Source organism: Mesorhizobium sp. M6A.T.Cr.TU.016.01.1.1, assembly GCF_003952585.1.
Taxonomy (GTDB): domain Bacteria; phylum Pseudomonadota; class Alphaproteobacteria; order Rhizobiales; family Rhizobiaceae; genus Mesorhizobium; species Mesorhizobium mediterraneum.
Genome location: NZ_CP034452.1, coordinates 2,673,633 through 2,693,470, shown reverse-complemented (window position 1 = coordinate 2,693,470; position 19,838 = coordinate 2,673,633). Strand labels below are relative to the sequence as shown.

At 62.4% G+C, this 19,838-nt stretch carries 26 protein-coding genes and 1 pseudogene; 14 read left to right on the top strand and 13 right to left on the bottom strand.

Features of this window, described 5'->3' with window-relative positions:
- Window positions 1-93: 93 nt before the first annotated feature.
- A complete protein-coding gene (locus EJ075_RS12920) occupies window positions 94-234 on the bottom strand; it encodes a DUF1127 domain-containing protein (RefSeq protein WP_095487275.1) in 141 nt (46 codons plus the stop codon).
- 132 nt (window positions 235-366) lie between these two features.
- Complete coding sequence (locus tag EJ075_RS12915) at window positions 367-1,380, bottom strand: NAD(P)H-quinone oxidoreductase (protein ID WP_126104588.1); 1,014 nt, start codon at window positions 1,378-1,380, stop codon at window positions 367-369.
- Window positions 1,381-1,571: 191 nt separating this feature from the next.
- Between EJ075_RS12915 and EJ075_RS12910 the strand changes: the two genes are divergently transcribed.
- The 3 genes from EJ075_RS12910 to EJ075_RS12900 all read left to right on the top strand — a co-directional run bounded on the left by EJ075_RS12910 (window position 1,572) and on the right by EJ075_RS12900 (window position 3,404).
- Window positions 1,572-1,766 carry a DUF1192 domain-containing protein gene (locus EJ075_RS12910; protein ID WP_126104587.1) on the top strand — a complete coding sequence of 65 codons (195 nt, stop codon included), beginning with the start codon at window positions 1,572-1,574 and terminating at the stop codon, window positions 1,764-1,766.
- Window positions 1,767-1,849: 83 nt separating this feature from the next.
- Window positions 1,850-3,097 (top strand): MFS transporter, encoded by a 1,248-nt coding sequence (locus EJ075_RS12905; RefSeq protein WP_095487280.1) that lies wholly within the window; start codon window positions 1,850-1,852, stop codon window positions 3,095-3,097.
- A 31-nt stretch (window positions 3,098-3,128) separates the two neighbouring features.
- Entirely contained in the window at window positions 3,129-3,404 is a 276-nt protein-coding gene (locus EJ075_RS12900; RefSeq protein WP_095487281.1) for a metalloregulator ArsR/SmtB family transcription factor, read from the top strand.
- A 75-nt stretch (window positions 3,405-3,479) separates the two neighbouring features.
- Here EJ075_RS12900 and EJ075_RS12895 read toward each other — a convergent pair whose 3' ends face one another.
- On the bottom strand, window positions 3,480-4,136 hold the full coding sequence (locus EJ075_RS12895; RefSeq protein WP_126104586.1) for a glutathione S-transferase family protein: 657 nt from the start codon (window positions 4,134-4,136) through the stop codon (window positions 3,480-3,482).
- Window positions 4,137-4,200: 64 nt separating this feature from the next.
- Complete coding sequence (locus EJ075_RS12890) at window positions 4,201-5,052, bottom strand: alpha/beta hydrolase (RefSeq protein ID WP_126104585.1); 852 nt, start codon at window positions 5,050-5,052, stop codon at window positions 4,201-4,203.
- Between the two features lie 98 nt (window positions 5,053-5,150).
- On the opposite strand from EJ075_RS12890, the gene EJ075_RS12885 reads away from it, so the two are divergent.
- The 3 genes and pseudogenes from EJ075_RS12885 to EJ075_RS33530 all read left to right on the top strand — a co-directional run.
- On the top strand, window positions 5,151-5,678 hold the full coding sequence (locus tag EJ075_RS12885) for a helix-turn-helix domain-containing protein (RefSeq protein WP_095487287.1): 528 nt from the start codon (window positions 5,151-5,153) through the stop codon (window positions 5,676-5,678).
- A gap of 80 nt (window positions 5,679-5,758) precedes the next feature.
- Window positions 5,759-5,992 (top strand): hypothetical protein, encoded by a 234-nt coding sequence (locus tag EJ075_RS12880; protein ID WP_029348749.1) that lies wholly within the window; start codon window positions 5,759-5,761, stop codon window positions 5,990-5,992.
- Between the two features lie 2 nt (window positions 5,993-5,994).
- Window positions 5,995-6,103 (top strand): annotated as a pseudogene (locus tag EJ075_RS33530) (heme-binding protein); the annotation flags it as partial.
- A gap of 14 nt (window positions 6,104-6,117) precedes the next feature.
- On the opposite strand, the gene EJ075_RS12870 reads toward EJ075_RS33530, so the two are convergent.
- The 3 genes from EJ075_RS12870 to EJ075_RS12860 all read right to left on the bottom strand — a co-directional run bounded on the left by EJ075_RS12870 (window position 6,118) and on the right by EJ075_RS12860 (window position 7,853).
- Window positions 6,118-6,519, bottom strand: a complete 402-nt coding sequence (locus EJ075_RS12870; protein WP_095487289.1) for a hypothetical protein — start codon at window positions 6,517-6,519, stop codon at window positions 6,118-6,120.
- 243 nt (window positions 6,520-6,762) lie between these two features.
- Entirely contained in the window at window positions 6,763-6,945 is a 183-nt protein-coding gene (gene rpmF, locus EJ075_RS12865; protein WP_006203806.1) for a 50S ribosomal protein L32, read from the bottom strand.
- Window positions 6,946-7,082: 137 nt separating this feature from the next.
- Entirely contained in the window at window positions 7,083-7,853 is a 771-nt protein-coding gene (locus EJ075_RS12860) for a transglycosylase domain-containing protein (protein WP_095487291.1), read from the bottom strand.
- 78 nt (window positions 7,854-7,931) lie between these two features.
- Here EJ075_RS12860 and EJ075_RS12855 point away from each other — a divergent pair, with 78 nt between their 5' ends.
- On the top strand, window positions 7,932-8,849 hold the full coding sequence (locus tag EJ075_RS12855) for a polyprenyl synthetase family protein (protein ID WP_095487293.1): 918 nt from the start codon (window positions 7,932-7,934) through the stop codon (window positions 8,847-8,849).
- 7 nt (window positions 8,850-8,856) lie between these two features.
- Here the strand turns inward: EJ075_RS12855 and EJ075_RS12850 are convergent, their stop codons facing one another.
- The 5 genes from EJ075_RS12850 to EJ075_RS12830 all read right to left on the bottom strand — a co-directional run bounded on the left by EJ075_RS12850 (window position 8,857) and on the right by EJ075_RS12830 (window position 13,543).
- Window positions 8,857-9,786, bottom strand: coding sequence for a LysR family transcriptional regulator (locus tag EJ075_RS12850; protein ID WP_126104584.1), 930 nt, complete (start codon window positions 9,784-9,786; stop codon window positions 8,857-8,859).
- Window positions 9,787-10,062: 276 nt separating this feature from the next.
- A complete protein-coding gene (locus EJ075_RS12845) occupies window positions 10,063-10,800 on the bottom strand; it encodes a class I SAM-dependent methyltransferase (RefSeq protein ID WP_095487297.1) in 738 nt (245 codons plus the stop codon).
- A 91-nt stretch (window positions 10,801-10,891) separates the two neighbouring features.
- Window positions 10,892-11,761, bottom strand: coding sequence for a lytic transglycosylase domain-containing protein (locus tag EJ075_RS12840; RefSeq protein ID WP_095487299.1), 870 nt, complete (start codon window positions 11,759-11,761; stop codon window positions 10,892-10,894).
- 4 nt (window positions 11,762-11,765) lie between these two features.
- Window positions 11,766-13,019: a flavodoxin-dependent (E)-4-hydroxy-3-methylbut-2-enyl-diphosphate synthase gene (ispG, locus tag EJ075_RS12835; RefSeq protein ID WP_126104583.1), complete on the bottom strand. Its 1,254-nt coding sequence runs from the start codon at window positions 13,017-13,019 to the stop codon at window positions 11,766-11,768.
- A gap of 344 nt (window positions 13,020-13,363) precedes the next feature.
- Window positions 13,364-13,543 (bottom strand): YdcH family protein, encoded by a 180-nt coding sequence (locus EJ075_RS12830; protein ID WP_095487303.1) that lies wholly within the window; start codon window positions 13,541-13,543, stop codon window positions 13,364-13,366.
- A 241-nt stretch (window positions 13,544-13,784) separates the two neighbouring features.
- On the opposite strand from EJ075_RS12830, the gene EJ075_RS12825 reads away from it, so the two are divergent.
- Window positions 13,785-13,988 carry a YdcH family protein gene (locus EJ075_RS12825; protein WP_023797035.1) on the top strand — a complete coding sequence of 68 codons (204 nt, stop codon included), beginning with the start codon at window positions 13,785-13,787 and terminating at the stop codon, window positions 13,986-13,988.
- 33 nt (window positions 13,989-14,021) lie between these two features.
- Here EJ075_RS12825 and EJ075_RS12820 read toward each other — a convergent pair whose 3' ends face one another.
- Window positions 14,022-14,825, bottom strand: a complete 804-nt coding sequence (locus EJ075_RS12820; RefSeq protein WP_095487304.1) for an IclR family transcriptional regulator — start codon at window positions 14,823-14,825, stop codon at window positions 14,022-14,024.
- Window positions 14,826-14,951: 126 nt separating this feature from the next.
- Between EJ075_RS12820 and EJ075_RS12815 the strand changes: the two genes are divergently transcribed.
- The 6 genes from EJ075_RS12815 (at window position 14,952) to EJ075_RS12790 (ending at window position 19,749) form a co-directional block, all read left to right on the top strand.
- Window positions 14,952-15,827: a transporter substrate-binding domain-containing protein gene (locus tag EJ075_RS12815; RefSeq protein WP_126104582.1), complete on the top strand. Its 876-nt coding sequence runs from the start codon at window positions 14,952-14,954 to the stop codon at window positions 15,825-15,827.
- A 77-nt stretch (window positions 15,828-15,904) separates the two neighbouring features.
- A complete protein-coding gene (locus tag EJ075_RS12810; RefSeq protein WP_095487308.1) occupies window positions 15,905-16,570 on the top strand; it encodes an amino acid ABC transporter permease in 666 nt (221 codons plus the stop codon).
- A 1-nt stretch (window position 16,571) separates the two neighbouring features.
- The gene (locus EJ075_RS12805; protein ID WP_095487310.1) at window positions 16,572-17,222 is read left to right on the top strand and encodes an amino acid ABC transporter permease; all 651 of its coding nucleotides are present in this window, start codon (window positions 16,572-16,574) and stop codon (window positions 17,220-17,222) included.
- Window positions 17,223-17,226: 4 nt separating this feature from the next.
- Window positions 17,227-18,021 carry an amino acid ABC transporter ATP-binding protein gene (locus tag EJ075_RS12800; protein WP_126104581.1) on the top strand — a complete coding sequence of 265 codons (795 nt, stop codon included), beginning with the start codon at window positions 17,227-17,229 and terminating at the stop codon, window positions 18,019-18,021.
- Window positions 18,022-18,057: 36 nt separating this feature from the next.
- Window positions 18,058-18,519 (top strand): RidA family protein, encoded by a 462-nt coding sequence (locus EJ075_RS12795; RefSeq protein ID WP_126104580.1) that lies wholly within the window; start codon window positions 18,058-18,060, stop codon window positions 18,517-18,519.
- A gap of 24 nt (window positions 18,520-18,543) precedes the next feature.
- The gene (locus EJ075_RS12790) at window positions 18,544-19,749 is read left to right on the top strand and encodes an aminotransferase class V-fold PLP-dependent enzyme (RefSeq protein ID WP_126104579.1); all 1,206 of its coding nucleotides are present in this window, start codon (window positions 18,544-18,546) and stop codon (window positions 19,747-19,749) included.
- The last annotated feature ends 89 nt before the right edge of the window (window positions 19,750-19,838 follow it).

Below are 19,838 nucleotides of genomic sequence, written 5' to 3'. Positions count from 1 at the left end.
GTTGCGGCTCTGGCTTCTAAAGCATGATCTCGGACCGAAACGCCGCTGCACAAAAAGGCGGCTTGATGCTTTCGGGCGAGATTACACTCGAGATCAAAGCGCCTTGCGGGCGATCCTCTCAATGTCGGCACGGTTGATGCCGAGGTCGTTGAGTTGACGGGCGTTCAAGCGGTTCAGTTCGCGCACGGTTTCATTGTACATGCGCCAGTTACGGAAAGCACGGATCGGGTTCATGGTAGTCCTCCATCGTTTCGATGCCGCTCAAATAGGCATCGTTGATGAAAAGTTGAACAGACGCTTTTGCATGGCCGCAATGCGTTTGTTGCATTGCACAATTAAGCTTTTGTTCAGCTTGTTTACCGCCCGTCAGCCGACGTCGAGCACGATCTTGCCGATATGCTCGCCCTCCTCCATCCGCTCATGCGCCCGCCACGCTTCCTTGAGCGGGAAGATCATATCCATCACCGGTGCCACCTTGCGGGTGCCGAGCAGCGGCCACACCTGCGCCTCCAGCGCCGCGGCGATTGCCGCCTTGAACTCGACGGTGCGTGGCCGCAGCGTCGAGCCGGTGTGGGTGAGCCGCTTGACCATCATCTTCGAGAAGTCGGCGCTGGCTGTCGCCCCGGTCTGCGTGGCGATCTGGACGATGCGTCCTTCCACCGCCGCGGCCTCGTAGTTTCGCGCCACATAGTCGCCGCCGACCATGTCGAGGATGACGTTGGCGCCGCGGCCGTCGGTCGCGTCCTTAACCGCTGCGACGAAATCCTCCTCGCGGTAGTTGATCGCCCGGTCGGCGCCGAGCTTCAGACAGGCGTCGCACTTTTCCTGGTTGCCGGCAGTGGTGATGACATAGGCGCCGAAGGCCGAGGCGAGCTGGATCGCCGTGGTGCCGATCCCCGACGAGCCGCCATGCACGAGCAGTGTCTCGCCGCTCTTAAGGCCGCCGCGCTCGAAGACATTATGCCAGACAGTGAAGTAGTTTTCCGGCACTGCCGCCGCTTCGGTGTGGGTGAAGCCTGCGGGCAGCGGCAGCACGCTGCCGGCATGGACCTTGACATATTCGGCATAGGCGCCGCCGGGCGTCAGCGCGCAGACCCGATCGCCGACGCGCCAGCGCGATATCTCATCGCCAAGGGCTGCAACTTCGCCCGACGCTTCGAGACCCGGCAGGTCCGACGCACCGGGCGGCGGTGGGTAGACGCCCTTGCGTTGCTGCACATCCGGCCGGTTGATGCCGGCGGCGCGCACCCGGATCAGGATTTCGCCGGGACCCGGCACCGGCACGTCGCGCGTTTCGGGTTTCAGCACCCGTGGTCCGCCGGGTTCCGAGATCGCAATGGCGATCATCGTCGCTGGAATTCTGTTCTGTCCATTCGCCATGAATTTTCCCGTCTCGCTTCGCCAGTTTCTTGCCAGCGGCCAGTTTCTTGCCGACTATTTGCATCCATGCCCCTGCCCTATGTATGCTGATTGCCAAATCAGGCAAATGGCCACTGCAGCGCCGGGCGTCCGATTGGACGCGCTATGGATGCTGTAGCAGTCTAATTTTTGCGCATCAGGGAGGAGCGACGATGGCGATCTTCGACGACGAACCCAAAAAGAAAGCGCGCCCGCACGAGATCGGTCAGGATCTGTCGCTGCTTTCGGTCGACGAACTGTCCGAGCGGATCGGCATCCTGCGCGACGAGATCGCCCGGTTGGAAGCCGAGCTCAAGTCCAAGGGCACCACCAAATCAGCGGCCGAGGCGCTGTTCCGCCGCGGATAGTCTCCAGAGCCGAAGCGCCCGCCGCCGAAAAGCCCGAATGCGACTGTCTTCAGATCCTCCCTAATTCCAGCCGGATCAGCTAAATGTTTGCAAGCTACCGACCGATCCTCTCGCTGCTTCGCGGCACCGCTTTCCTGCTGGCGGCGACCGGATTGCACGGGCTGCTATTGCCGCTGCGCGGCCAGTTGGAGGGTTTCTCGACCGCATCGCTCGGCCTGATGGGCACGGCCTGGGCCGGCGGCTTCGTCACCGGCTGCTTCTTTGCGCCGCGCATCGTGCGTCGCGCCGGTCACGTACGCGCTTTCGGCGCCTTTGCGGCATCGGGAGCCATCGTCGCACTGCTCACCGGCCTGATCATCGACGAATATTTTTGGATCCTGCTGCGCGCCTTCACCGGTTTCACCATGGCCGGCGCCTTCATGGTCATCGAAAGCTGGCTGAACGAGAAGTCTACCAACGAGAACCGCGGCGCCGTCTTTGGCCTCTACATGATGGTCACCTATGCCTCGATCATGGGCGGCCAGATGATCGTTGCTGGCGGCGACGTGAAGTCGGCCTCGCTGTTCATGATCACCGGCATTCTGTTCTGCCTGTCGCTCATCCCGACCGCGGTGTCGACGGCGTCACACCCCAAGCCGCTGCAGGACGTCTCGCTCGACGTCAAGGGGCTCTATGCCAATTCGCCGGTGTCGGCGATCGCCTGCGTCTTGATCGGCATCGCCAACGGCGCCTGGGGCACGCTCGGCGCCGTCTATGGCGCCCGCATCGGCATTTCCACGGCCGAGATTGCGCTGATGATGAGCCTGGTGGTCGTCGCCGGCGCAGCCATGCAACTTCCGGCCGGGCGTCTTTCCGACAAGACCGACCGCCGCTTTGTGCTTGCGGGCTTGGCCTTCGGCGCGGCACTGTTCGCCGTCGCGGTCTTCCTGTTCGAGCCGCGCTCCGGCGTCTTCGTCATCGTCTGCACTGCCGCCTACGGCGCCTTTGCCTACACGCTGTATTCGATCGCCGTGGCCCATGCCAACGATCACGCCCGGGCCGAGGATTTCGTCAAAGTGTCGGGCGGGCTGCTGCTGCTCTATGGTTTCGGCACAATGATCGGGCCGCTGCTGGCCGCCGGCCTGATGGGCTGGATGCGGCCGGAAGCCCTGTTCCTTGCGACTGCCTTCGCGCATCTTTGCCTGGCGGGCTATACGCTGCTGCGCATCAGCCGGCGCGCGCCGGTGCCGATCGAAGACCGCGACGCCTTCAAGACACAACCGGCCGAGCGCTCGATCACGCCGGAGGCACTGCGGCTCGATCCGCGCAGAAAGCCTGAAACCAACGGTTGAGATTTGGAAAACTTTGCCTCACAAATAAGGCATGATGTTTTCCGACGCCTTTATGGCGATTGCCGATCCCAACCGGCGCTATCTCTTGGAAGAGCTCCGGCGCGGCCCGAAGACCGTCAACGAACTTGCCGCCGGGTTGCCGGTCTCGCGCCCGGCTGTTTCGCAGCATCTGAAGGTGCTGCTCGACGCCGGGCTGGTCAATGCCAAGCCGGAAGGGACAAGGCGTGTCTACACGGTCAGCAGTGCCGGCTTCCTGAAGCTCAACATCTGGCTCGACCAGTTCTGGGACGCAGAGCAGCTGGGTTGACCCGGAGATGCGCCGTCACGTCTTGGCCAGCGAAGCGCCAGGGGCGTCGTTGGGCGGGATCGTGCAGCATCGGGCCTAACCGTTGTTATAGGGGAAGAGCTTAAAATAGGGCTGCGCTTCCTCGATCACGCGGGCGACAGACGGCCGCCGCAGCAGCCGGTCGTGGTAGCGCCTCACCGCGGGATATCTGTCGCCGAACGGCTCGACCTTGTTGGCATAGAACAATGCCGGGGCGGCGGCGCAGTCGGCCAGGGTGAAGGCTTCGCCCATGCCCCATGTCCGCGACTGCATGTCCTGCTCGATGATGGCGTAGGCGCTGCGCAGCTGGGCGCGCGACTCCTCGACGCCGAACGGATCGGTCATGCCTTCCGGCCGCAGGCGGTCGCCGACGATCTTCTGCATCGGGTGCTGCACGTAGAAGTCATAAAATCGGTCGGCGAGGCGGGTCTGGCGGGCGAGATCGATATCGGCAGGGATCAGCTCGACCGGTCCGGGATAATGCGCGTTGAGATATTCGATGACGATCGTCGATTCCGGCACAGTCTGGTCCAGCGCTTCATCGCGCAGCACCGGCATCTTGCCGGCCGGCGACAATTTCAGGAACGCCGCGCGCGACTGTTCATTGCCGAGATCGACGACGACCGACGTGAACAGCGTGCCGTTCTCATAGAGCGCGATCAGCGGCTTCCAGCAGAAGGACGCCAGCGGATGAAGATGCATCGTCAGGGACATTGTTTTGTTCGTTCCTTTGGTGGTTCGCCTCGCGGACGGGCGGTATCGAGGTTCGGCCTGCTACCTACCTGGCATGGGTATGGGTGACGATGGCATCGACGATCACGGCCCAATCGTCGGGATGCAGTTCGTGGCCACCGCCTTCGATACGGACAAGCTTCGCGCCGGCAACTGCTTCGGCAAGAGCGGCGCCATGCTCGATCGGAAAGATCGGATCATCGGTGCCGTGGATCACGAGGAGCGGAACCTTCAATTCGTGCAGGCGGCCCTTCCCGTCCTCGCCGCCCCGATCCTCGCTGCTCTTGAGCATGAAATGATTGGTCGCGCTCAAGAAGCCGCCGGATCGGTCGTAATCCTGTTCGACAAACGCCCTCATCCGCTTCTCGTCGAAGGGATGCGCGGTGCCGGCGATCGCGTGCGCGTCCTTGACGATGAAGTCGACCACCTGGTCACGGTCCGACCAATCGACATCAGCGCCTTCGGCCGAATGTTTCCTATAGACCTCGGTCATCCCAGGCAGATGCGACGTGTCGGTTCCCACGGGAGAAGTGCTGATCGCCGTAAGCGAGATGACCCGCGATGGATGCTTCAGCGCCACAAGCTGCGCGATCATGCCGCCCATCGACATGCCGACCACATGCGCTTTCGCGATGCAGTAACCGTCGAGCACGCGGATAGCGTCGTCCGCCATGTCGTCGAATGTGTAAGGCGGTTCGCCCGGCGCATATTTGGTCGAACGGCCGGTATCGCGATTGTCATAGCGGATCACGAACAGACCCTTGCCGGCCAGTTTCCGGCAAAACGCCTCCGGCCACCAGAGCATCGAAGCCATGGCGCCCATGATCAGCAGTATCGGTGGATGCGCGGGATCGCCAAACGTCTGGGATGCGATTTCGGGTTCCGCAACCTTCATCATGATCGTAGTCTCCTTTCTGCGAAACCGATTGCATTTTGCAATCAGTTGCACGATAATAAAACCGATATAATTATGCAACCGGTTTCTTGGAGAATCGCATGAGCATCGATCACCGGTCTGGGTGCCCGATCAACCTGTCGCTTGAAGTGTTTGGCGACCGGTGGAGCCTGATCATCCTTCGCGACATGATATTCGGCGGCAAACGCCACTTTCGCGAACTGCTCAACGGATCGCTGGAACGCATCGCTTCCAACATCCTCGCCGATCGGCTGAAGCGGCTGATGGAGCTCGGCATGCTGACCAGGGCCGACGACCCCACTCACAAGCAGAAGGCGATCTACAGCCTGACCGAAATGGCGATAACGCTGGTACCGATCTTGGCGCATCTCGGCGCCTGGGGTCGCGTCTGGCTGCCGGTCAGCGAGGAACTCTCGATCCGCGCCGAGCTCCTGGAAAAGGGCGGCCCGCCTATGTGGGAGAAGTTCATGGACGAGCTGCGCCACGAACATCTGGGCACACCTTCCGACACGCCGCCGGACGCCACCGTGCGTGCGACCTTGCAGGCTGGATACGAGGCGGTTGTCGCCCGAAAGGCGCCGGGCACCGGGTGCGATCCCCGCGCCTGACCAACTTATTTTTCCCCATCGCAGGCCGGCTCTGCTATTAAAGGCATTGAAAACTATAATTTACGGGATTGGAAAAGCCCTTGGTTGAGAACTCTAAGGATACTGCCCGCGCGCGGGCCGATTTGCGTTTCAAAAAGCAGGAAGAGGCAGCCACGGTTCGTCAGAAGGCGATGGCGGAATATGTCGCCGAGAGCGACGCCCGCCAGATTAAGACCAACAAACTGCGGGCGCTGCGCCTCGCCAAGGAAGCCGAAGACCTCGCCAATGCGCCGGCTGCTCCGGTGAAGAAGCCGGCGCGCGCCAAGAAAAAATAGAGTTGGTTCGCGACCGGCGCCGTCGTCGGCGCTGTCGGCATTTCCGACAATGATGAAGCGGCGGCCATCGCCGGTATCGAGGCGGCTGGCTTCACCGCCGCCTCCGGCTAAGGCCGGCCTCAAGTCTAGTTCATGTTTATGTCACGGGTGGCCGCTCGCATCGACACGGAGAAGCCGGCGAGAACGTCGACCAGCGCGATGACCATCAGCGTGAAGAAAACCGAGTGCGCCGCGCCCTTCACCAGCAGGAACTCGACCAGGAACGCCACGAAGACGAAGGTCGACAGCAGGTGGTCCATGATCGAGGCGCTCGTCGTGCGCGTCGATTTCACGATTTCGACGAAGAAGAGGATTAGCCCGATCAGCACGATCAGATCGCCGAGCGTCAGCGAGAACACCCCGCCCGACATCATGCGGATCGAGACCAGTTCGCTTGCCCAGGGGTCGTCGCCACCGCCGAATATTCCCAGAAGCCCGAGATTATAGAGGACGAAGGGCACGATCAGCAGCGGGATGGCACCGAACATCAGGCGGCTCCGGTTGGACTGCCCTCTGTAGTATGCGCCCGGCGTTCGCCGTCAAGAATTTTCGTATGCGACCGCGAACACGGACAAAGACGGTGCGAAATAACAATGTCAGCCGGCCCGGCTGACATCCTAAACGGTTGCTGGATGGCTGAAATTGGTTCGGTGAGCGATCCTCAGCGCCAAAATGCAAAAGACCGGCGCGATGGCCGGTCCTTCGGTAGTCACAAACCGTCGAAAGCTGTCTCAGCTTTCCTTCGGCTCCAGAACCTGGCGACCGCGATACATGCCGGTCTTCAGGTCGATATGGTGCGGGCGGCGCATCTCGCCGGAATTCTTGTCCTCGACATAGGTCGGGGCCTTCAATGCGTCGGCCGAACGGCGCATGCCGCGCTTCGACGGAGAGGTTTTTCGTTTCGGTACGGCCATGGATATGCTCCACTACATGGTCAAAACGCCCCGGCTGCCCTCGTGAAAGGGCCGCGTCAGGGCCGGAATCTGAGAAAGTCGGGTGCCTATACACGCCCTGCGCCGTTTTGGCCAGCGCCGTCGCGAATTTTTTTAAGCTATCGCAGGCAGCCGACATAGGCGCCGGACCGGCCTGCGCGCCGCTCGATCAGCGCAGCCAGCCGCCTCAGCCCCGGTCCGGGCTTCGCCGGGTTGCGCGCGATCGGGTTCGGCAAGGTGACGGCAAGCAGTGCCGCCTGGCGACGCGACAATCGTTTTGCCGAAACCCCGAAATGGTGCTGGGCGGCGGCCTCGATGCCATAGATGCCCGGCCCCCATTCGGCGATATTGAGATAGATTTCCATGATGCGCCGTTTCGACATCACCATGTCAAAATAGACAGACAGCGGCAGCTCGACGACTTTCCGGACCGAGCCCAGCGGCCGCGACCACAGATAGAGATTCTTCACGGTCTGCATGGTGATGGTCGATGCGCCGCGCGTCATCTCGCCGGCCAGCGCGTCGTCGACGACGCCCCTCAACTCGCCAAGGTCGATGCCGCGATGGAAACAGAACTGCCCGTCCTCCGACATGATGACCGAATTCGCCAGCGCCGGCGCCACATCGTCGATCGAGACCCAGCGCCGGTCATAGCCGGAAAACGTCGCCAGATCCTTCAGCATCAATGTCGACACCGGATGCACGAACGGCGGCAGATACAGAAACGTCAACACCACCGGCATCAACGCCAGCACGACGGCGACGGTGATGCCGCGCCGGACCCAGAGCCGGGGCCAGCGTTTGAGACCGATGCGGTTGCCGCGTTTCGGCCTCACCATGTCCAACCCTTCGGTTTCGTGATCGACGATCGGTTCCGCCAAGCCGCCCAATCCATGCTGCTCCCTGCCCCGGCATAATGGCGCTTGGCTTCTTGCGCAACGTCTGAGTGTCGGCTACCGGTCCCGGCGATGACGAAAGACGACCAAATTCCGTTCGAGGCAGCGCTTCTCGCGCGCGCAGGTCCGATCGAGGCGCTGCTCAGGCGGCTCCTCGACGACCGCCCGCTTTCGGGCGAGATCGCGCGGCCGCAACGTCTGATGGCGGCGATGCGCCATGGCGTGCTGAACGGCGGCAAGCGCCTGCGCCCCTTCCTGGTGATGGAAAGCGCCGCGCTGTTTTCCGCCGACAGCGAGGCGGCGCTGCGCGTGGCGGCGGCGCTCGAATGCGTGCATTGCTATTCACTGATCCATGACGATCTGCCGGCCATGGACGATGACGATTTGCGCCGTGGCCAGCCGACCGTGCACAAGGCCTTCGATGAGGCGACCGCCATCCTCGCCGGCGACGCCTTGCTGGCGCTCGCCTTCGACATCATTGCCGACGAAGCGATGATGCTACCGGCCGAGCGAAGGGTGGCGCTGGTGCTGGCGCTGGCCCGCGCCGCCGGAGCCGGCGGCATGGTCGGCGGCCAGATGCTCGACCTTGAGGCCGAGCGCATCGGGCCGGACGAAGCCGGCATCATCCGGCTTCAGGCGATGAAGACCGGCGCGCTGATCCGCTTCGCCTGCGAGGCGGGCGCAATCATTGCCGGCGCGCCACCGGTCGACCGCGAAAGGCTGGCCGAGTTCGGCTCGGCGATCGGGCTTGCCTTTCAACTTGCCGACGATTTGCTCGACCTGACGGCGGACGCGCACCAGATGGGCAAGGCGACCGGCAAGGATGCAGCAGCCGGCAAGGCGACGCTGGTGGCGCTGCACGGCGCGAACTGGGCGCAGGACCAGCTTCAAGGCCTCGTCGACCAGGCCCACGCGCTGCTCGATCCCTATGGCGAAGCCGCCGTGCTTCTGAAGCAAGCGGCGACATTCGTGGCGACCCGCAACAGCTGATGCTGCTCTAAACTGTATGCCCGACGTCTTGTGGCGCGCTGCGTAGCCAAGGAGGGTTGGTGAACTGTTCGGCCAGGAAATCCACGAACACGCGGACACGCGGCGACAAGATCCGGCCAGGCGGATAAACAGCGCAGATTGGCGGTCCGTCATGATGATCGTATCCGGTGAGCAGTGCGGTCAGCCTGCCTATCCTGATATCCGGTCCGACCAATATCTCCGACATGCGGATGATGCCGACACCGGCGAGCGCCAGCCGGCGCAGGGCTTCCGTGCTGTTGGCCTCTATCGGGCTGCGGATACGCATGCTTTGCGGACCGTCCGGGCCATCGAATTCCCAGATGTTAAGGCCGCCGCGTGATGTGATGCCGAGGCAAGTATGATGTTGAAGGTCGCCTGGCGTCATCGGTATGCCGTGTTTTTCGAGATACTGAGCTGACGCGCAAATGACACGGTGATTGGGCGCCAGCCGCCGCATCACCAGCCTGGAATCGCTCTGGGCGGCAACGCGCACGGCGACGTCCGTTTCCTCAGCCAACAGGTCGACAATCGCATCTGTGAACATCAGCTCGAGCTCAATGGCCGGATAGCGATCGATGAAAGCCGGTAGCATCGGCACGATTAGACGATGGCCGAAGGCGCTCGGAAGACTGACGCGCAGCCGGCCGCGCGGTTCTGCGCCGGGTTGAATCGCGATTTCAGCCTCTTTGATGTCGTTCAGGATCCGGCGAGCGCTATCGGCATAGCTGCTGCCTTCCGCTGTCAAGCTGATGCGCCGCGTCGAGCGTTGCAACAAGCGCACGCCAAGGCGGGACTCAAGGCGACCGATGATTTTGCTGACGGCCGATGGGGTCATCCGCAGCCGGCGTGCCGCTGCCGAGAAGTCGCCTTCCTCGACAACTGACAGGAACACACCCATCGTTTCCTGTCGGTCCATGATATCTATTCCAATTCGTCACAGATGAACGGAAATTATCACCAATTATCAGTATTTGCGATACATAATATGATTCCCTCCTCAGCATCCGAAATGCTGGTGAGGAGAGTGCGATGCGTTCAGAACAGCCAAACCTGCGCGATGGTCACGAGCTGCATCGGTGGGCACGTCGTCAGCGCAGCGCCGCAATCGGGCGGTGGTGTCTCCGGATTATCGGCGTGCTCAACCGGTCACCGCAAAAGATGGGAAAACGCCCAGAGCGAAGCAACGTCCGGGCTAGCGCAACCGGCCAATCGGGATGATTTCCGGCGAGGCCGGGCCATACGGCTCGCCCTGCCAGTTGCCGAGCCATTCTTCGACGACCAGCCCGCTCTGGTCCATCATCCCCGCAAGGCTTTCCTTTGTCGGGAAGGCTATTTTCGATTCGGCGCTGAGCACCCGCCCGCTGTCGGGGATTTCATAATGGGTCGAGTAGGTGACGACACCGGTAGCGGGATCGCGCCGGAAATCGTTCCACGCTCTTACGGTGCTCAATCCGGGATGACTCAGGTCCCGTTCGGACCTTTCCGGCGTCCACTCGAGCCATTCCTCGGTGGCTGGATTTCGCGTGTCGAAGATGAAGCGCCCATCGGGAGCCAGATGAGCAGCGATCGTGGCAAGCACCGCCTCTCGATCTTTCGGCGTCAGAAACACCTGGAAGGCGTGCCCGGTCAAAAGAACCAGATCGAAGCGTCGTCCGAGCCGGACGGTTCGCGCATCGGCCTCCACCCAGTCGACCCTCTGCCCGCCGGCTCGGCGGCGCGCGATGTCGAGCATCGCCGGCGCCGGATCGACACCGGTCACATTACGCCGATCGGCGAGCGCGGCGGCCAATTGCCCGGTGCCGCAGCCGAGGTCGAGAACCGATCCGGCACCCTTGGCAAAGCCGACGCAATAGTCGAAGTCGACGCCGCCTTCGTTCTCGATATCGTAGAACTGGGCGAGGTCGGGATCGCTGTAGAGACGGTCGGTCATGGAAGGCCTGGAGTTGGAGCCGTGGAGCAGCAGAATTCGTGGAATCAAAGCGCAGCTTCGATGGTTTGTCGGGCAAATCGGTCGGTACCCATCACCGGTTCCGCACCACAATGCATGCACCGCCGACGCTTTGCAGTTTCTGGCAAATGTTGTCGGCCTTGGCTTTGGAGTCGGCGCCGATCCGGACCGCATAGATGCCGCGCCTGCCGATCGGCGAGCGCACCCGGCTGACCACCGGATTTTGGCCCTTAAGCAAGGCCGGAAACCGGCGCTTCACACCATTCCATTGACTGAGCGCCGCGGCGCGGCGGAAATTGCCGGCCACCTGCACGCCCCACGGCTTGATGTTGATCGACGCCATGGCCACGGTTTGGGACTTGATGACCGGCAGCTTGCGGCAGGCGACCGCGAAGCTCGCTTTCTTGTCGAGCGGCCGGATGGTGCCGGCATAGGCGGTGTCGGTGAACCTGTCGGCTGGCTCGCCCATGATGTCCAGAACGTAGCTTTCGGTCTCCATCGGCAGGAAACCGCCAGAACTCAGCCAGCGCGACACCCGGCTTTCACCGGCATTGTAGGCGGCGGCGGCCAAGCCGAGATTGCCGAAGCCGGTTTTCATTTCGGCGAGATATTTTGCCGAGGCCGGGATGGCCTGCTCGATATCGAAGGAATTGGCGAGGCCGCGTATCTTGGCTGTACCCGGCATGAACTGGGCAATGCCTTCGGCGCCGACCGGGCTGACCGCACTGGGATCGAAGCGGCTTTCCTTCCAGATCAACCGGGCAAAGAAGTCCTTGGGCAGGCCGTTTTGGTCCGCATGAGCCTCGATCAGGTTGCAAACCCGGTCGAGCAGTCGTTGTTTGGCGGGGCGCGGCGGATCGGCCTGGACGGCTGTCACCCAGCCCAGCCCACAAAGCAAGACAAACCCACCAAGCAAGACCGGCGTCGCCCAAGGGAGCCGCATAGATCTACTCCGCCGCGGCCTTGCCAAGTTGCCCAAACCGCTGCTCGATATAGTCGGCGACCATTTTCTCGAAGTCCGCAGCAATCGACGGGCCGCGCAGCGTCGCCGCCTTCCTGCCGTCGACGAATACCGGCGCCGTCGGCGTCTCGCCGGTACCGGGCAGAGAAATGCCGATATCGGCATGCTTGGATTCACCTGGACCGTTGACGATGCAGCCCATCACCGCGACCTTGAGGTTCTCGACGCCGGGATATTTTTCACGCCACACCGGCATGTTCTTGCGCAGATCCGCCTGGATGTTCTGGGCGAGTTCCTGGAACACGGTAGAGGTCGTGCGGCCGCAGCCGGGGCAGGCGGCGACGATCGGCACGAACTGCCGGAACCCCATGGACTGCAGGAGTTCTTGCGATACCTGCACCTCCCGGGTGCGGTCGCCATTCGGCTCCGGTGTCAGCGAGATGCGGATCGTGTCGCCAATGCCTTGCTGGAGAAGGATGCCCATCGCTGCGGACGAGGCGACGATGCCTTTTGAACCCATGCCGGCCTCGGTGAGGCCAAGATGCAGCGCGTGGTTGGAGCGGGTGGCAAGCTCGGTATAAACGGCGATCAGGTCCTGCACACCGCTAACCTTGGCCGACAGAATGATTTTCTCGCGGCCAAGACCGATCTCCTCGGCCATTTCGGCCGAAAGGATCGCCGACTGCACGATCGCCTCGCGCGTCACTTCCTGCGCGGTCAGCGGAAAGCCTTGGCGCTGGTTGTCGTCCATCAGCCGGGTCAGAAGCTCCTGGTCGAGCGACCCCCAATTGACGCCGATGCGCACCGGCTTGTCGTGCCGGATCGCCATCTCGACGATATCAGTGAACTGCCGGTCCTTCTTGTCCTTGAAGCCGACATTGCCGGGATTGATGCGGTACTTGGCTAACGCCTCGGCGCAAGCCGGATGGTCGGCGAGCAGCTTGTGGCCGATATAGTGGAAATCGCCGACCAGCGGCACGTTGATGCCGAGCCGTTCGAGCCGCTCGCGGATGGCGGGCACGGCGGCAGCGCTCTCGTCGCGGTCGACGGTGATGCGCACGATCTCGGAGCCGGCACGATGCAGCGCCGCAACTTGAGCGACTGTCTGGTCGACATCGGCGGTGTCGGTGTTGGTCATCGACTGAACGACGACAGGGGCACCCCCGCCGACCATCACGCCGCCGACATCGACACCGACCGACGTGCGGCGAGGGAAGGGAGAGGAAAAATATCCGGTCATGGCCGGCTGCCCTTTGTTAGCGCATCACCCCGAATCCCGGAATCGGTTTCCGGAAAGGATCACGCGCAAAAATCAAAATACAGTGTCCTTTGCGCGCCCGAAAGGGCGCGCGGCGCTGTAGAAGGTCCGGGCATGAGGTGGAGGAGCAAAGATGGCTTGTCAATGGCGACAGGCAGGCAGACCTACCAAATCGATAACGGGAGAGGAGACAAACAGCCCATCGTATCCGTGCCGCTGGCGGCCGGAACCATCTCCGAGTCGTGTGAAGCAGCGCTCCGGCGGCATGGCCGCCACCGGAAAGATGCTCGTGCGCCGAAACCGGCGCAGCTATTCGAGGAAAAGCGTCAATGCGTGGTCGGTTTCGCTTTCAGTTTTTCAATCTCGTCCTTGAGTGCCAGCTTGCGCCGCTTGAGATTCACGATTTCGAGGTCATCCACTGATGGATGATTCATCGCGTCATCGATTTCGCGTTCGATGTCGCCGTGTTTCCGCTGCAACTCATCAAGATGGGATGCAAGAGACATGATTGGTTCTCCCTTTCATGGTTTCCTCGATTGCAGCCGTCAAGGCGTGTCCACCGCAGGCTCGCTTCTGTGACGGCATAATGACAGTGTGCCACCATCGGGCAGCGATGTCGAATGCTGCGTGGTAGCATTCCACGACAATGTGAAATGTGATATTGGCTGCGCGCCGGTGCAAGAGAGCCCCCGGCCCCGCCCAATCAGGCCCATTTTTGGGCGCCGCAAGACGTGCAGACGGTAGATAATGTCCGAACAGGAACAGGCCGATATCCGCCTCGAATATTCTCGGCTGAAGCAAGAGCACGCCGATTTCGACGCGGCCATCAACGCGATGATCGCCATGGGCTGCGACCCGCTGCAGATCCAGCGCATGAAGAAGAAAAAACTATTCCTGAAAGACCGGCTGATGGCGCTGGAAGACCGGATCATCCCCGACATCATCGCGTGAGCGAATTCCCACTTGGCGACTCGGCAAACCTGCTCATCCTGTGATCGAAAGCCTCGCAGCGCGTTCGCGCAGCATGGCGATGAGATCGTCGGTCTTTTCTCCGGAAGTGTCGATGGGAACCACCAGGCATATCGTCGCCTCGACCTTGCCGGGCGCTGAAAAGACCGGCGCGGCAAGGCATTTTGTGTAGGCGTCGACAAGACCCGAGGTCACGCAGTAGCCGACACCGCCAGCCACGGCGATATCTTCTATGAAGTCGTCGAGCAGCAATCTGCGGCCGTCTGGCAGGACGAGATCGTCTTCGGACACCATGTCTTCGATCACGGCCCTTTCGAAACCGGCGAGAAGCAACCGCCCCGAAGCGGTCCAGGGAAGCGGGATCTGCAGACCTGTGGCCGAGCTGATCCGGAACGGCCTGGTGCCCGGACTTGAATGGACGATTGTGTAGCGGCCGCTTTGCAGCATGCACAATTCAGAGGTCTCGCCTGTCTCGCGCGACAGATTGTCGACCTCCTGCCGCCCTCTCCTGAGCAGGTCGTTGCCGCGCACATAGTCCATTCCGTAGAGGTAAAGCTTTTTTCCGAAATAGACGCGATTGCCGTCGCCGGCCATTTCCAGCAGGCCCGCATCGACCAGCGAGCGCACAAGCGTGTAGGTCGTCGAGCGAGGCGCATTCACTGCCTTGGCGAGATCGCCAATCCCGATCGCACGCTGGGTCGTGTGGAGAAACTCCAGGATCTGGAGCACCCGGTTGAGACCCTTCTCGCGAGAGCCCGATGCCCTGTCTTCGTCCAGGCCGGCGTCCGGTCGAACTGCCAAGGCATTGCCATCTTGCATTACCGGCTCCTGATGTTAGTATCTGTCTTGTATAGAGTACATGCGTCTCTTGTAAGGGACAATCACGTTCATTGCAACGACGCATGTTGCTCATCCAAAGGGGAACACAACACGAAGGAGGTCGCCGTGAACGACACATCCAAAAGACGTGAATTTCTGAAAATGGCCGGGCTTGCAACGGCCGGAGTGATGGGCGCAGCAGCAACGGTCGATGTTCAGAAGGCGGCGGCGCAAGCGGCGCCGGACAGCCTGCTGCGTACTGTTCTCGATCGCGGCAAGCTGATCGTCGGCACCGGCAGCACCAACGCACCCTGGCACTTCGAGAACGATGCCGGCGAACTCGTCGGCATGGACATCACCATGGGGCGCATTCTTGCCAAGGGGCTTTTCGACGATCCGACCATGGTCGATTTCGTCATGCAGGATCCGGCCCAGCGCATTCCGAATGTGACCACCAACAAGGTCGACATCTCGATCCAGTTCATGACCATGACCGCCCAGCGCTCGCAGCTGATCAACTTCTCGCGGCCCTATTACGTCGAAGGCATCGCTCTGCTGACCCTTCCGACCGCCGAGAACAAGACCTTCGACAAGCTGCTTGCCGGCGGTTCGGCAACGCGTATTTCCATCCTGCAGAATGTCGATGCCGAGGCAAATGTGCACATTGTCCTGCCGGAGTCGCAGGTGATGCAGATAGACACCCAGGCCAACGTGCTGCAGGCACTCGAGTCGAAGCGCGTCGACGCGGCCGCCGTCGATCTTTCCACGGTGCGCTGGCTCGCCTCACGCAACCCGGACCGCTACTTCGATGCCGGCAAAAGCTGGTTCAGCATGCTTTACGGCGCGGCGCTGAGGCAAGGCGATCTCGACTGGCTGACCTTCGTCAACGCATCCTTCGCGACGGCAATGTTCGGTCATGAAACGGCGCTCTACGACGCGGCGTTCAAGGACTATTTCGGGCTGGAGCCGCCGGCCCGGCATCCCGGTTTTCCGGTCATCTGATGCAGCTGGCGGAAGGGCAGCAATCGGCGCCCTTCCGCCTCCTTCTCCTCGACGGCCCTCGGCACTGAGGCAGACGCATGGGCTACGCCCTCAATTTCAACCTGATCTGGCGGCATTTCGACAAGCTGTGGGGCGGCCTGCTGCTCAGTCTCGAGCTCGCCGTGATCTCCATAGCCATCGGCATCGTCATCGGGCTCGTTCTGGCGGTCTGGTACGTCTCGGCCGGGCGCGTCGTCCGGTCCATAATCGCCGCCTATGTCGAATTCATCCGCAACGTGCCGCTGATCCTGCTTGTCTATCTCGTTTTCTACGGCCTGCCGACCGTGGTCGATCTCGCCTACAGCGCCCAGACCTCGTTTGTCGCGACACTGTCGCTCTATAGCGGCGCGTATCTGGTCGAGGTGTTTCGCTCGGGACTCGAAGCCGTGCCGCGCGGACAGATCGACGCTGGCAAGGCGATCGGCCTGACGCCCTGGCAGCGGCTGCTCCATGTGCGCCTACCGACGATGCTGCGGATAACGCTGCCCGCGCTTTCCAACACGTTCATATCGCTCTTCAAGGACACGTCCGTCGCCTCGGTCATTTCGGTGCCCGAGCTCACCTACGGCGCCCAATGGATCAACTTCAACACCTTCCGGATCGTCGAGGTCTACCTTGTGGTGACGGCGATGTACCTCTTGACCGGCTACGCGCTTCTCTATGCGCTTCGGCTTGTCGAGCGCCGGTTCAGGGCGGCGCACTAACATGCTTGGCCAGATCGCCTATGCCTTGCCCTTCCTAGCCCAGGGTTTTGCCGTGACACTGTGGGTGTCGCTGCTTGTCGTGGTGTTGTCGCTCGTCGCCGGCGTGATGATGGGCGTCGGCCTTGTCTACGGCCCTACGCCGCTGCGCTGGGTGGTGCGCATTTTCAGCGACACCATACGCGGCATTCCGATCCTGGTGCTCATCTTCTTCGTCTATTACGGCCTGCCTGCCATCGGCATCCATCTGGAGTCCTTCTGGGCCGCCGTGCTGGCGCTCACCCTGTTCAAGACGGCCCAGGTCATCGAATATCTGCGCGGCGCGGTCGGTTCCATACCGAAGGGGCAGTCCGAGGCGGCGATGGCGATCGGGCTGACCTTTCGCCAGCGACTGGCCTACGTCATCTTTCCGCAAGCGTTCAGGCGCTTCCTGCCGCCATGGATCAATGGCGTCACCGATGCGGTAAAGGGCAGCGCGCTGGTCTCGCTGCTGGGCATCACCGACCTGATGCACGCCATCAACCAGGTCATCGGCCGCACCTACGAGGCGATGCCGCTCTACATCCTCGGCGCAGTCATCTACTTCGCCGTCAATTACGCCCTCTCCCTGGCCAGCCGACGGCTGGAGCGGCGTTTCTCCTTCATCCGGGAATAGCAAGATGTCCATCGCCCCGCCCGCCAATCCGGCGCTTCTCGATATCCGCGACGTTTCCAAATCCTTTGGATCCGTCGAGGTTCTGCGCTCGGTCAGCCTGCAGGTGACACGCGGCGAGGTGGTGACTGTCATCGGGCCTTCCGGCAGTGGCAAGACCACGCTGCTGCGCTGCGTCAACTTCCTGGAGAGCTACGACAGCGGCTCCATCCGCATCGACGGAAAGGAGGTTGGCTTCCGCGAGACGGGAACACGCCAGCGCCGCAGCGAGCGCGACCTGGCGAAGATGCGCGCCGAGACCGGAATGGTGTTCCAGAGTTTCAATCTGTTCCCGCATCTGACCGCGGCCGGCAACATCATGCTTGGCCTGCGCAAGGTGCGCGGCAAAAGCAGCGCCGAAGCCCGTGCCATTGCCGAGCATTGGCTCGGCCGGGTCGGCCTTGCCCACAAAGCAGACAGCCTGCCGGCCGAGCTTTCCGGCGGCCAGCAGCAGCGCGTCGGCATCGCCCGCGCGGTGGCGATGGAGCCAAAAATCCTGCTTCTCGACGAGATAACCTCGGCGCTCGATCCGGAACTCGTCGGCGAAGTGCTTGAGGTCGTGCGCAGTCTGGCCGAAGACGGCATGACCATGGTGATGGTCACGCACGAGATGGCCTTTGCACGCGACGCCTCGAGCCGCATCATCTTCATGGCGGATGGCGGCGTCAGTGCCGCAGGCCCGCCTGCCGAGATTCTGGGCGAGGAGATCGACAACGAACGTCTTCGCAGCTTTTTGGCGCGGTTCCGCGCCTCGCATTTCTGACATCGGACGGCGAAAGCTGTCGCAAGGAGCCTTTTCATGTCGCCTTACACCCGGCTCGCCGAACTGGGCCTGACGCTGCCCGAGCCGCCGACGCCGATCGCCAATTTCGTCACCCACGCCGAAAGCGGACGGCTGATCTTCCTCTCCGGCCAGGGGCCATTGCGCGCCGATGGCACGCTTTGCACCGGCAAGGTGGGCGAGGACGTCACGGTGGAGGAGGCCTATGGGCATGCCCGTCTCACCGGCTTGAACCTGCTTGCCGTTATGCATGCCGCAGCGGGTGACCTCGGCCGCATCGTGCGCGTCGTCAAGCTGCTGGGTTTCGTCAACGCGATCCCGACCTTCAGCGACCATCCGAAGGTGGTCAACGGCTGCTCCGATCTTTTCGCCGAAGTCTTCGATAGTATCGGCGGGCACGCCCGCTCGGCGATCGGTGTTGGCTCTTTGCCGGGAAACATCACGGTCGAAATCGAGGCGGTCGTCGAGACCGCCGCCTGACGTCTACCAACGGGACCTCTAGAGATGAAAACCTATTCCGAAAACGGCTCCAACACGACAATTCGTCAACGACTCGGCCTTCGCCCGATCATCAACGTTTCCGGCACGATGACGGCGCTCGGTGCCTCGATCATCGTCCCGGAAGCGATCGCCGCGATGTCGGAAATCGCTTCGCAGTGGGTGGAGATGGACGATCTGCAACGCGCCGCAAGCACGGTCGTCGCGCGCCTCACAGGGGGCGAGGCCGGCTTCGTCACCGCTTGCTGCGCCAGCGGCATCACCATGGCGATTGCCGGCACGATGACCGGCACCAACCTTCTGGCGATCGAGCGGCTGCCGGACGACACCGAGGGCCTCAAGTCGGAGGTCATCGTCCAGCTCGGCCACATCGTCAATTACGGCGCGCCGATCGACCAGTCGATCCGGCTTGCCGGGGCCAAGGCCGTCCCGGCCGGCACGGTCAGCGTGACGCAGGATTATCATGTGCGCGACGCGATCCGCGACCGCACCGCGGCCGGCCTCTACGTCGTTGCGCATCACACAGTGCAATACGGCATGCTCTCGCTCGAGGAATTCTGCGAGATCTGCCACGCCAAGGGCGTCCCGGTGATCGTCGACGCCGCCTCGGAATACGACCTGCGCGGCTTTCTCGCACGCGGCGCCGACATCGTCGTCTATAGCGGGCACAAATTCCTCTCGGGGCCGACTAGCGGCATCGTGACGGGGCGCAAGGATCTGGTGCGAGCCGCCTATCTCCAGAATCGTGGCGTTGCGCGGGCGATGAAGGTCGGCAAGGAAAGCGTCGCCGGCACCATGGCGGCGCTGGAGGCCTGGGAGCGTCGCGATCACGCCGGCATCCGCAAGCGGGAGGATGCGGCCTTGCATCTGTGGGAGGACGCATTGCAGAGCCTGCCCGGCATCGCCGCGCATGTCATTCCCGATCCGACCGGCAATCCGCTCGACCGCCTGCAGGTTTTTGTTACGCCTGAGAGCAGGTTCAGCGCCGCCGGCCTTGCCTCGGCGCTGGCGGCAGGCTCGCCTCCTATTATCGTGCGCAACCACGAGGTCGAGCGCGGTCACTTCTTCCTCGACCCGTGCAATCTCCATCCCGGCGAGGCGGAGATCGTCGCCGAACGCCTGCAGGCTGTGTTGAACGCAACCGACCGCCCGGCGGATGCGATGAAGCCGGCTCGCAAGGACACCGCCGGCGCGTTGCGCTGGCCGGATTAGGTGACGATGGCGCCATGCGCCCGAATGGACGCAGAGGCATCGCATCCTTGCCGTCGATCCCGAATTCCGCTAATGCGCGCCTTTGCCGC

Bases quoted from the DNA above. Each gene is read 5' to 3' on its own strand.
- EJ075_RS12920 (WP_095487275.1), bottom strand. From the start codon at position 234: ATGAACCCGATCCGTGCTTTCCGTAACTGGCGCATGTACAATGAAACC.
- EJ075_RS12915 (WP_126104588.1), bottom strand. From the start codon at position 1,380: ATGGCGAATGGACAGAACAGAATTCCAGCGACGATGATCGCCATTGCG.
- EJ075_RS12910 (WP_126104587.1), top strand. From the start codon at position 1,572: ATGGCGATCTTCGACGACGAACCCAAAAAGAAAGCGCGCCCGCACGAG.
- EJ075_RS12905 (WP_095487280.1), top strand. From the start codon at position 1,850: ATGTTTGCAAGCTACCGACCGATCCTCTCGCTGCTTCGCGGCACCGCT.
- EJ075_RS12900 (WP_095487281.1), top strand. From the start codon at position 3,129: ATGATGTTTTCCGACGCCTTTATGGCGATTGCCGATCCCAACCGGCGC.
- EJ075_RS12895 (WP_126104586.1), bottom strand. From the start codon at position 4,136: ATGTCCCTGACGATGCATCTTCATCCGCTGGCGTCCTTCTGCTGGAAG.
- EJ075_RS12890 (WP_126104585.1), bottom strand. From the start codon at position 5,052: ATGATGAAGGTTGCGGAACCCGAAATCGCATCCCAGACGTTTGGCGAT.
- EJ075_RS12885 (WP_095487287.1), top strand. From the start codon at position 5,151: ATGAGCATCGATCACCGGTCTGGGTGCCCGATCAACCTGTCGCTTGAA.
- EJ075_RS12870 (WP_095487289.1), bottom strand. From the start codon at position 6,519: ATGTTCGGTGCCATCCCGCTGCTGATCGTGCCCTTCGTCCTCTATAAT.
- rpmF (WP_006203806.1), bottom strand. From the start codon at position 6,945: ATGGCCGTACCGAAACGAAAAACCTCTCCGTCGAAGCGCGGCATGCGC.
- EJ075_RS12855 (WP_095487293.1), top strand. From the start codon at position 7,932: ATGACGAAAGACGACCAAATTCCGTTCGAGGCAGCGCTTCTCGCGCGC.
- EJ075_RS12850 (WP_126104584.1), bottom strand. From the start codon at position 9,786: ATGGACCGACAGGAAACGATGGGTGTGTTCCTGTCAGTTGTCGAGGAA.
- EJ075_RS12845 (WP_095487297.1), bottom strand. From the start codon at position 10,800: ATGACCGACCGTCTCTACAGCGATCCCGACCTCGCCCAGTTCTACGAT.
- EJ075_RS12840 (WP_095487299.1), bottom strand. From the start codon at position 11,761: ATGCGGCTCCCTTGGGCGACGCCGGTCTTGCTTGGTGGGTTTGTCTTG.
- ispG (WP_126104583.1), bottom strand. From the start codon at position 13,019: ATGACCGGATATTTTTCCTCTCCCTTCCCTCGCCGCACGTCGGTCGGT.
- EJ075_RS12830 (WP_095487303.1), bottom strand. From the start codon at position 13,543: ATGTCTCTTGCATCCCATCTTGATGAGTTGCAGCGGAAACACGGCGAC.
- EJ075_RS12825 (WP_023797035.1), top strand. From the start codon at position 13,785: ATGTCCGAACAGGAACAGGCCGATATCCGCCTCGAATATTCTCGGCTG.
- EJ075_RS12820 (WP_095487304.1), bottom strand. From the start codon at position 14,825: ATGCAAGATGGCAATGCCTTGGCAGTTCGACCGGACGCCGGCCTGGAC.
- EJ075_RS12810 (WP_095487308.1), top strand. From the start codon at position 15,905: ATGGGCTACGCCCTCAATTTCAACCTGATCTGGCGGCATTTCGACAAG.
- EJ075_RS12805 (WP_095487310.1), top strand. From the start codon at position 16,572: ATGCTTGGCCAGATCGCCTATGCCTTGCCCTTCCTAGCCCAGGGTTTT.
- EJ075_RS12800 (WP_126104581.1), top strand. From the start codon at position 17,227: ATGTCCATCGCCCCGCCCGCCAATCCGGCGCTTCTCGATATCCGCGAC.
- EJ075_RS12795 (WP_126104580.1), top strand. From the start codon at position 18,058: ATGTCGCCTTACACCCGGCTCGCCGAACTGGGCCTGACGCTGCCCGAG.
- EJ075_RS12790 (WP_126104579.1), top strand. From the start codon at position 18,544: ATGAAAACCTATTCCGAAAACGGCTCCAACACGACAATTCGTCAACGA.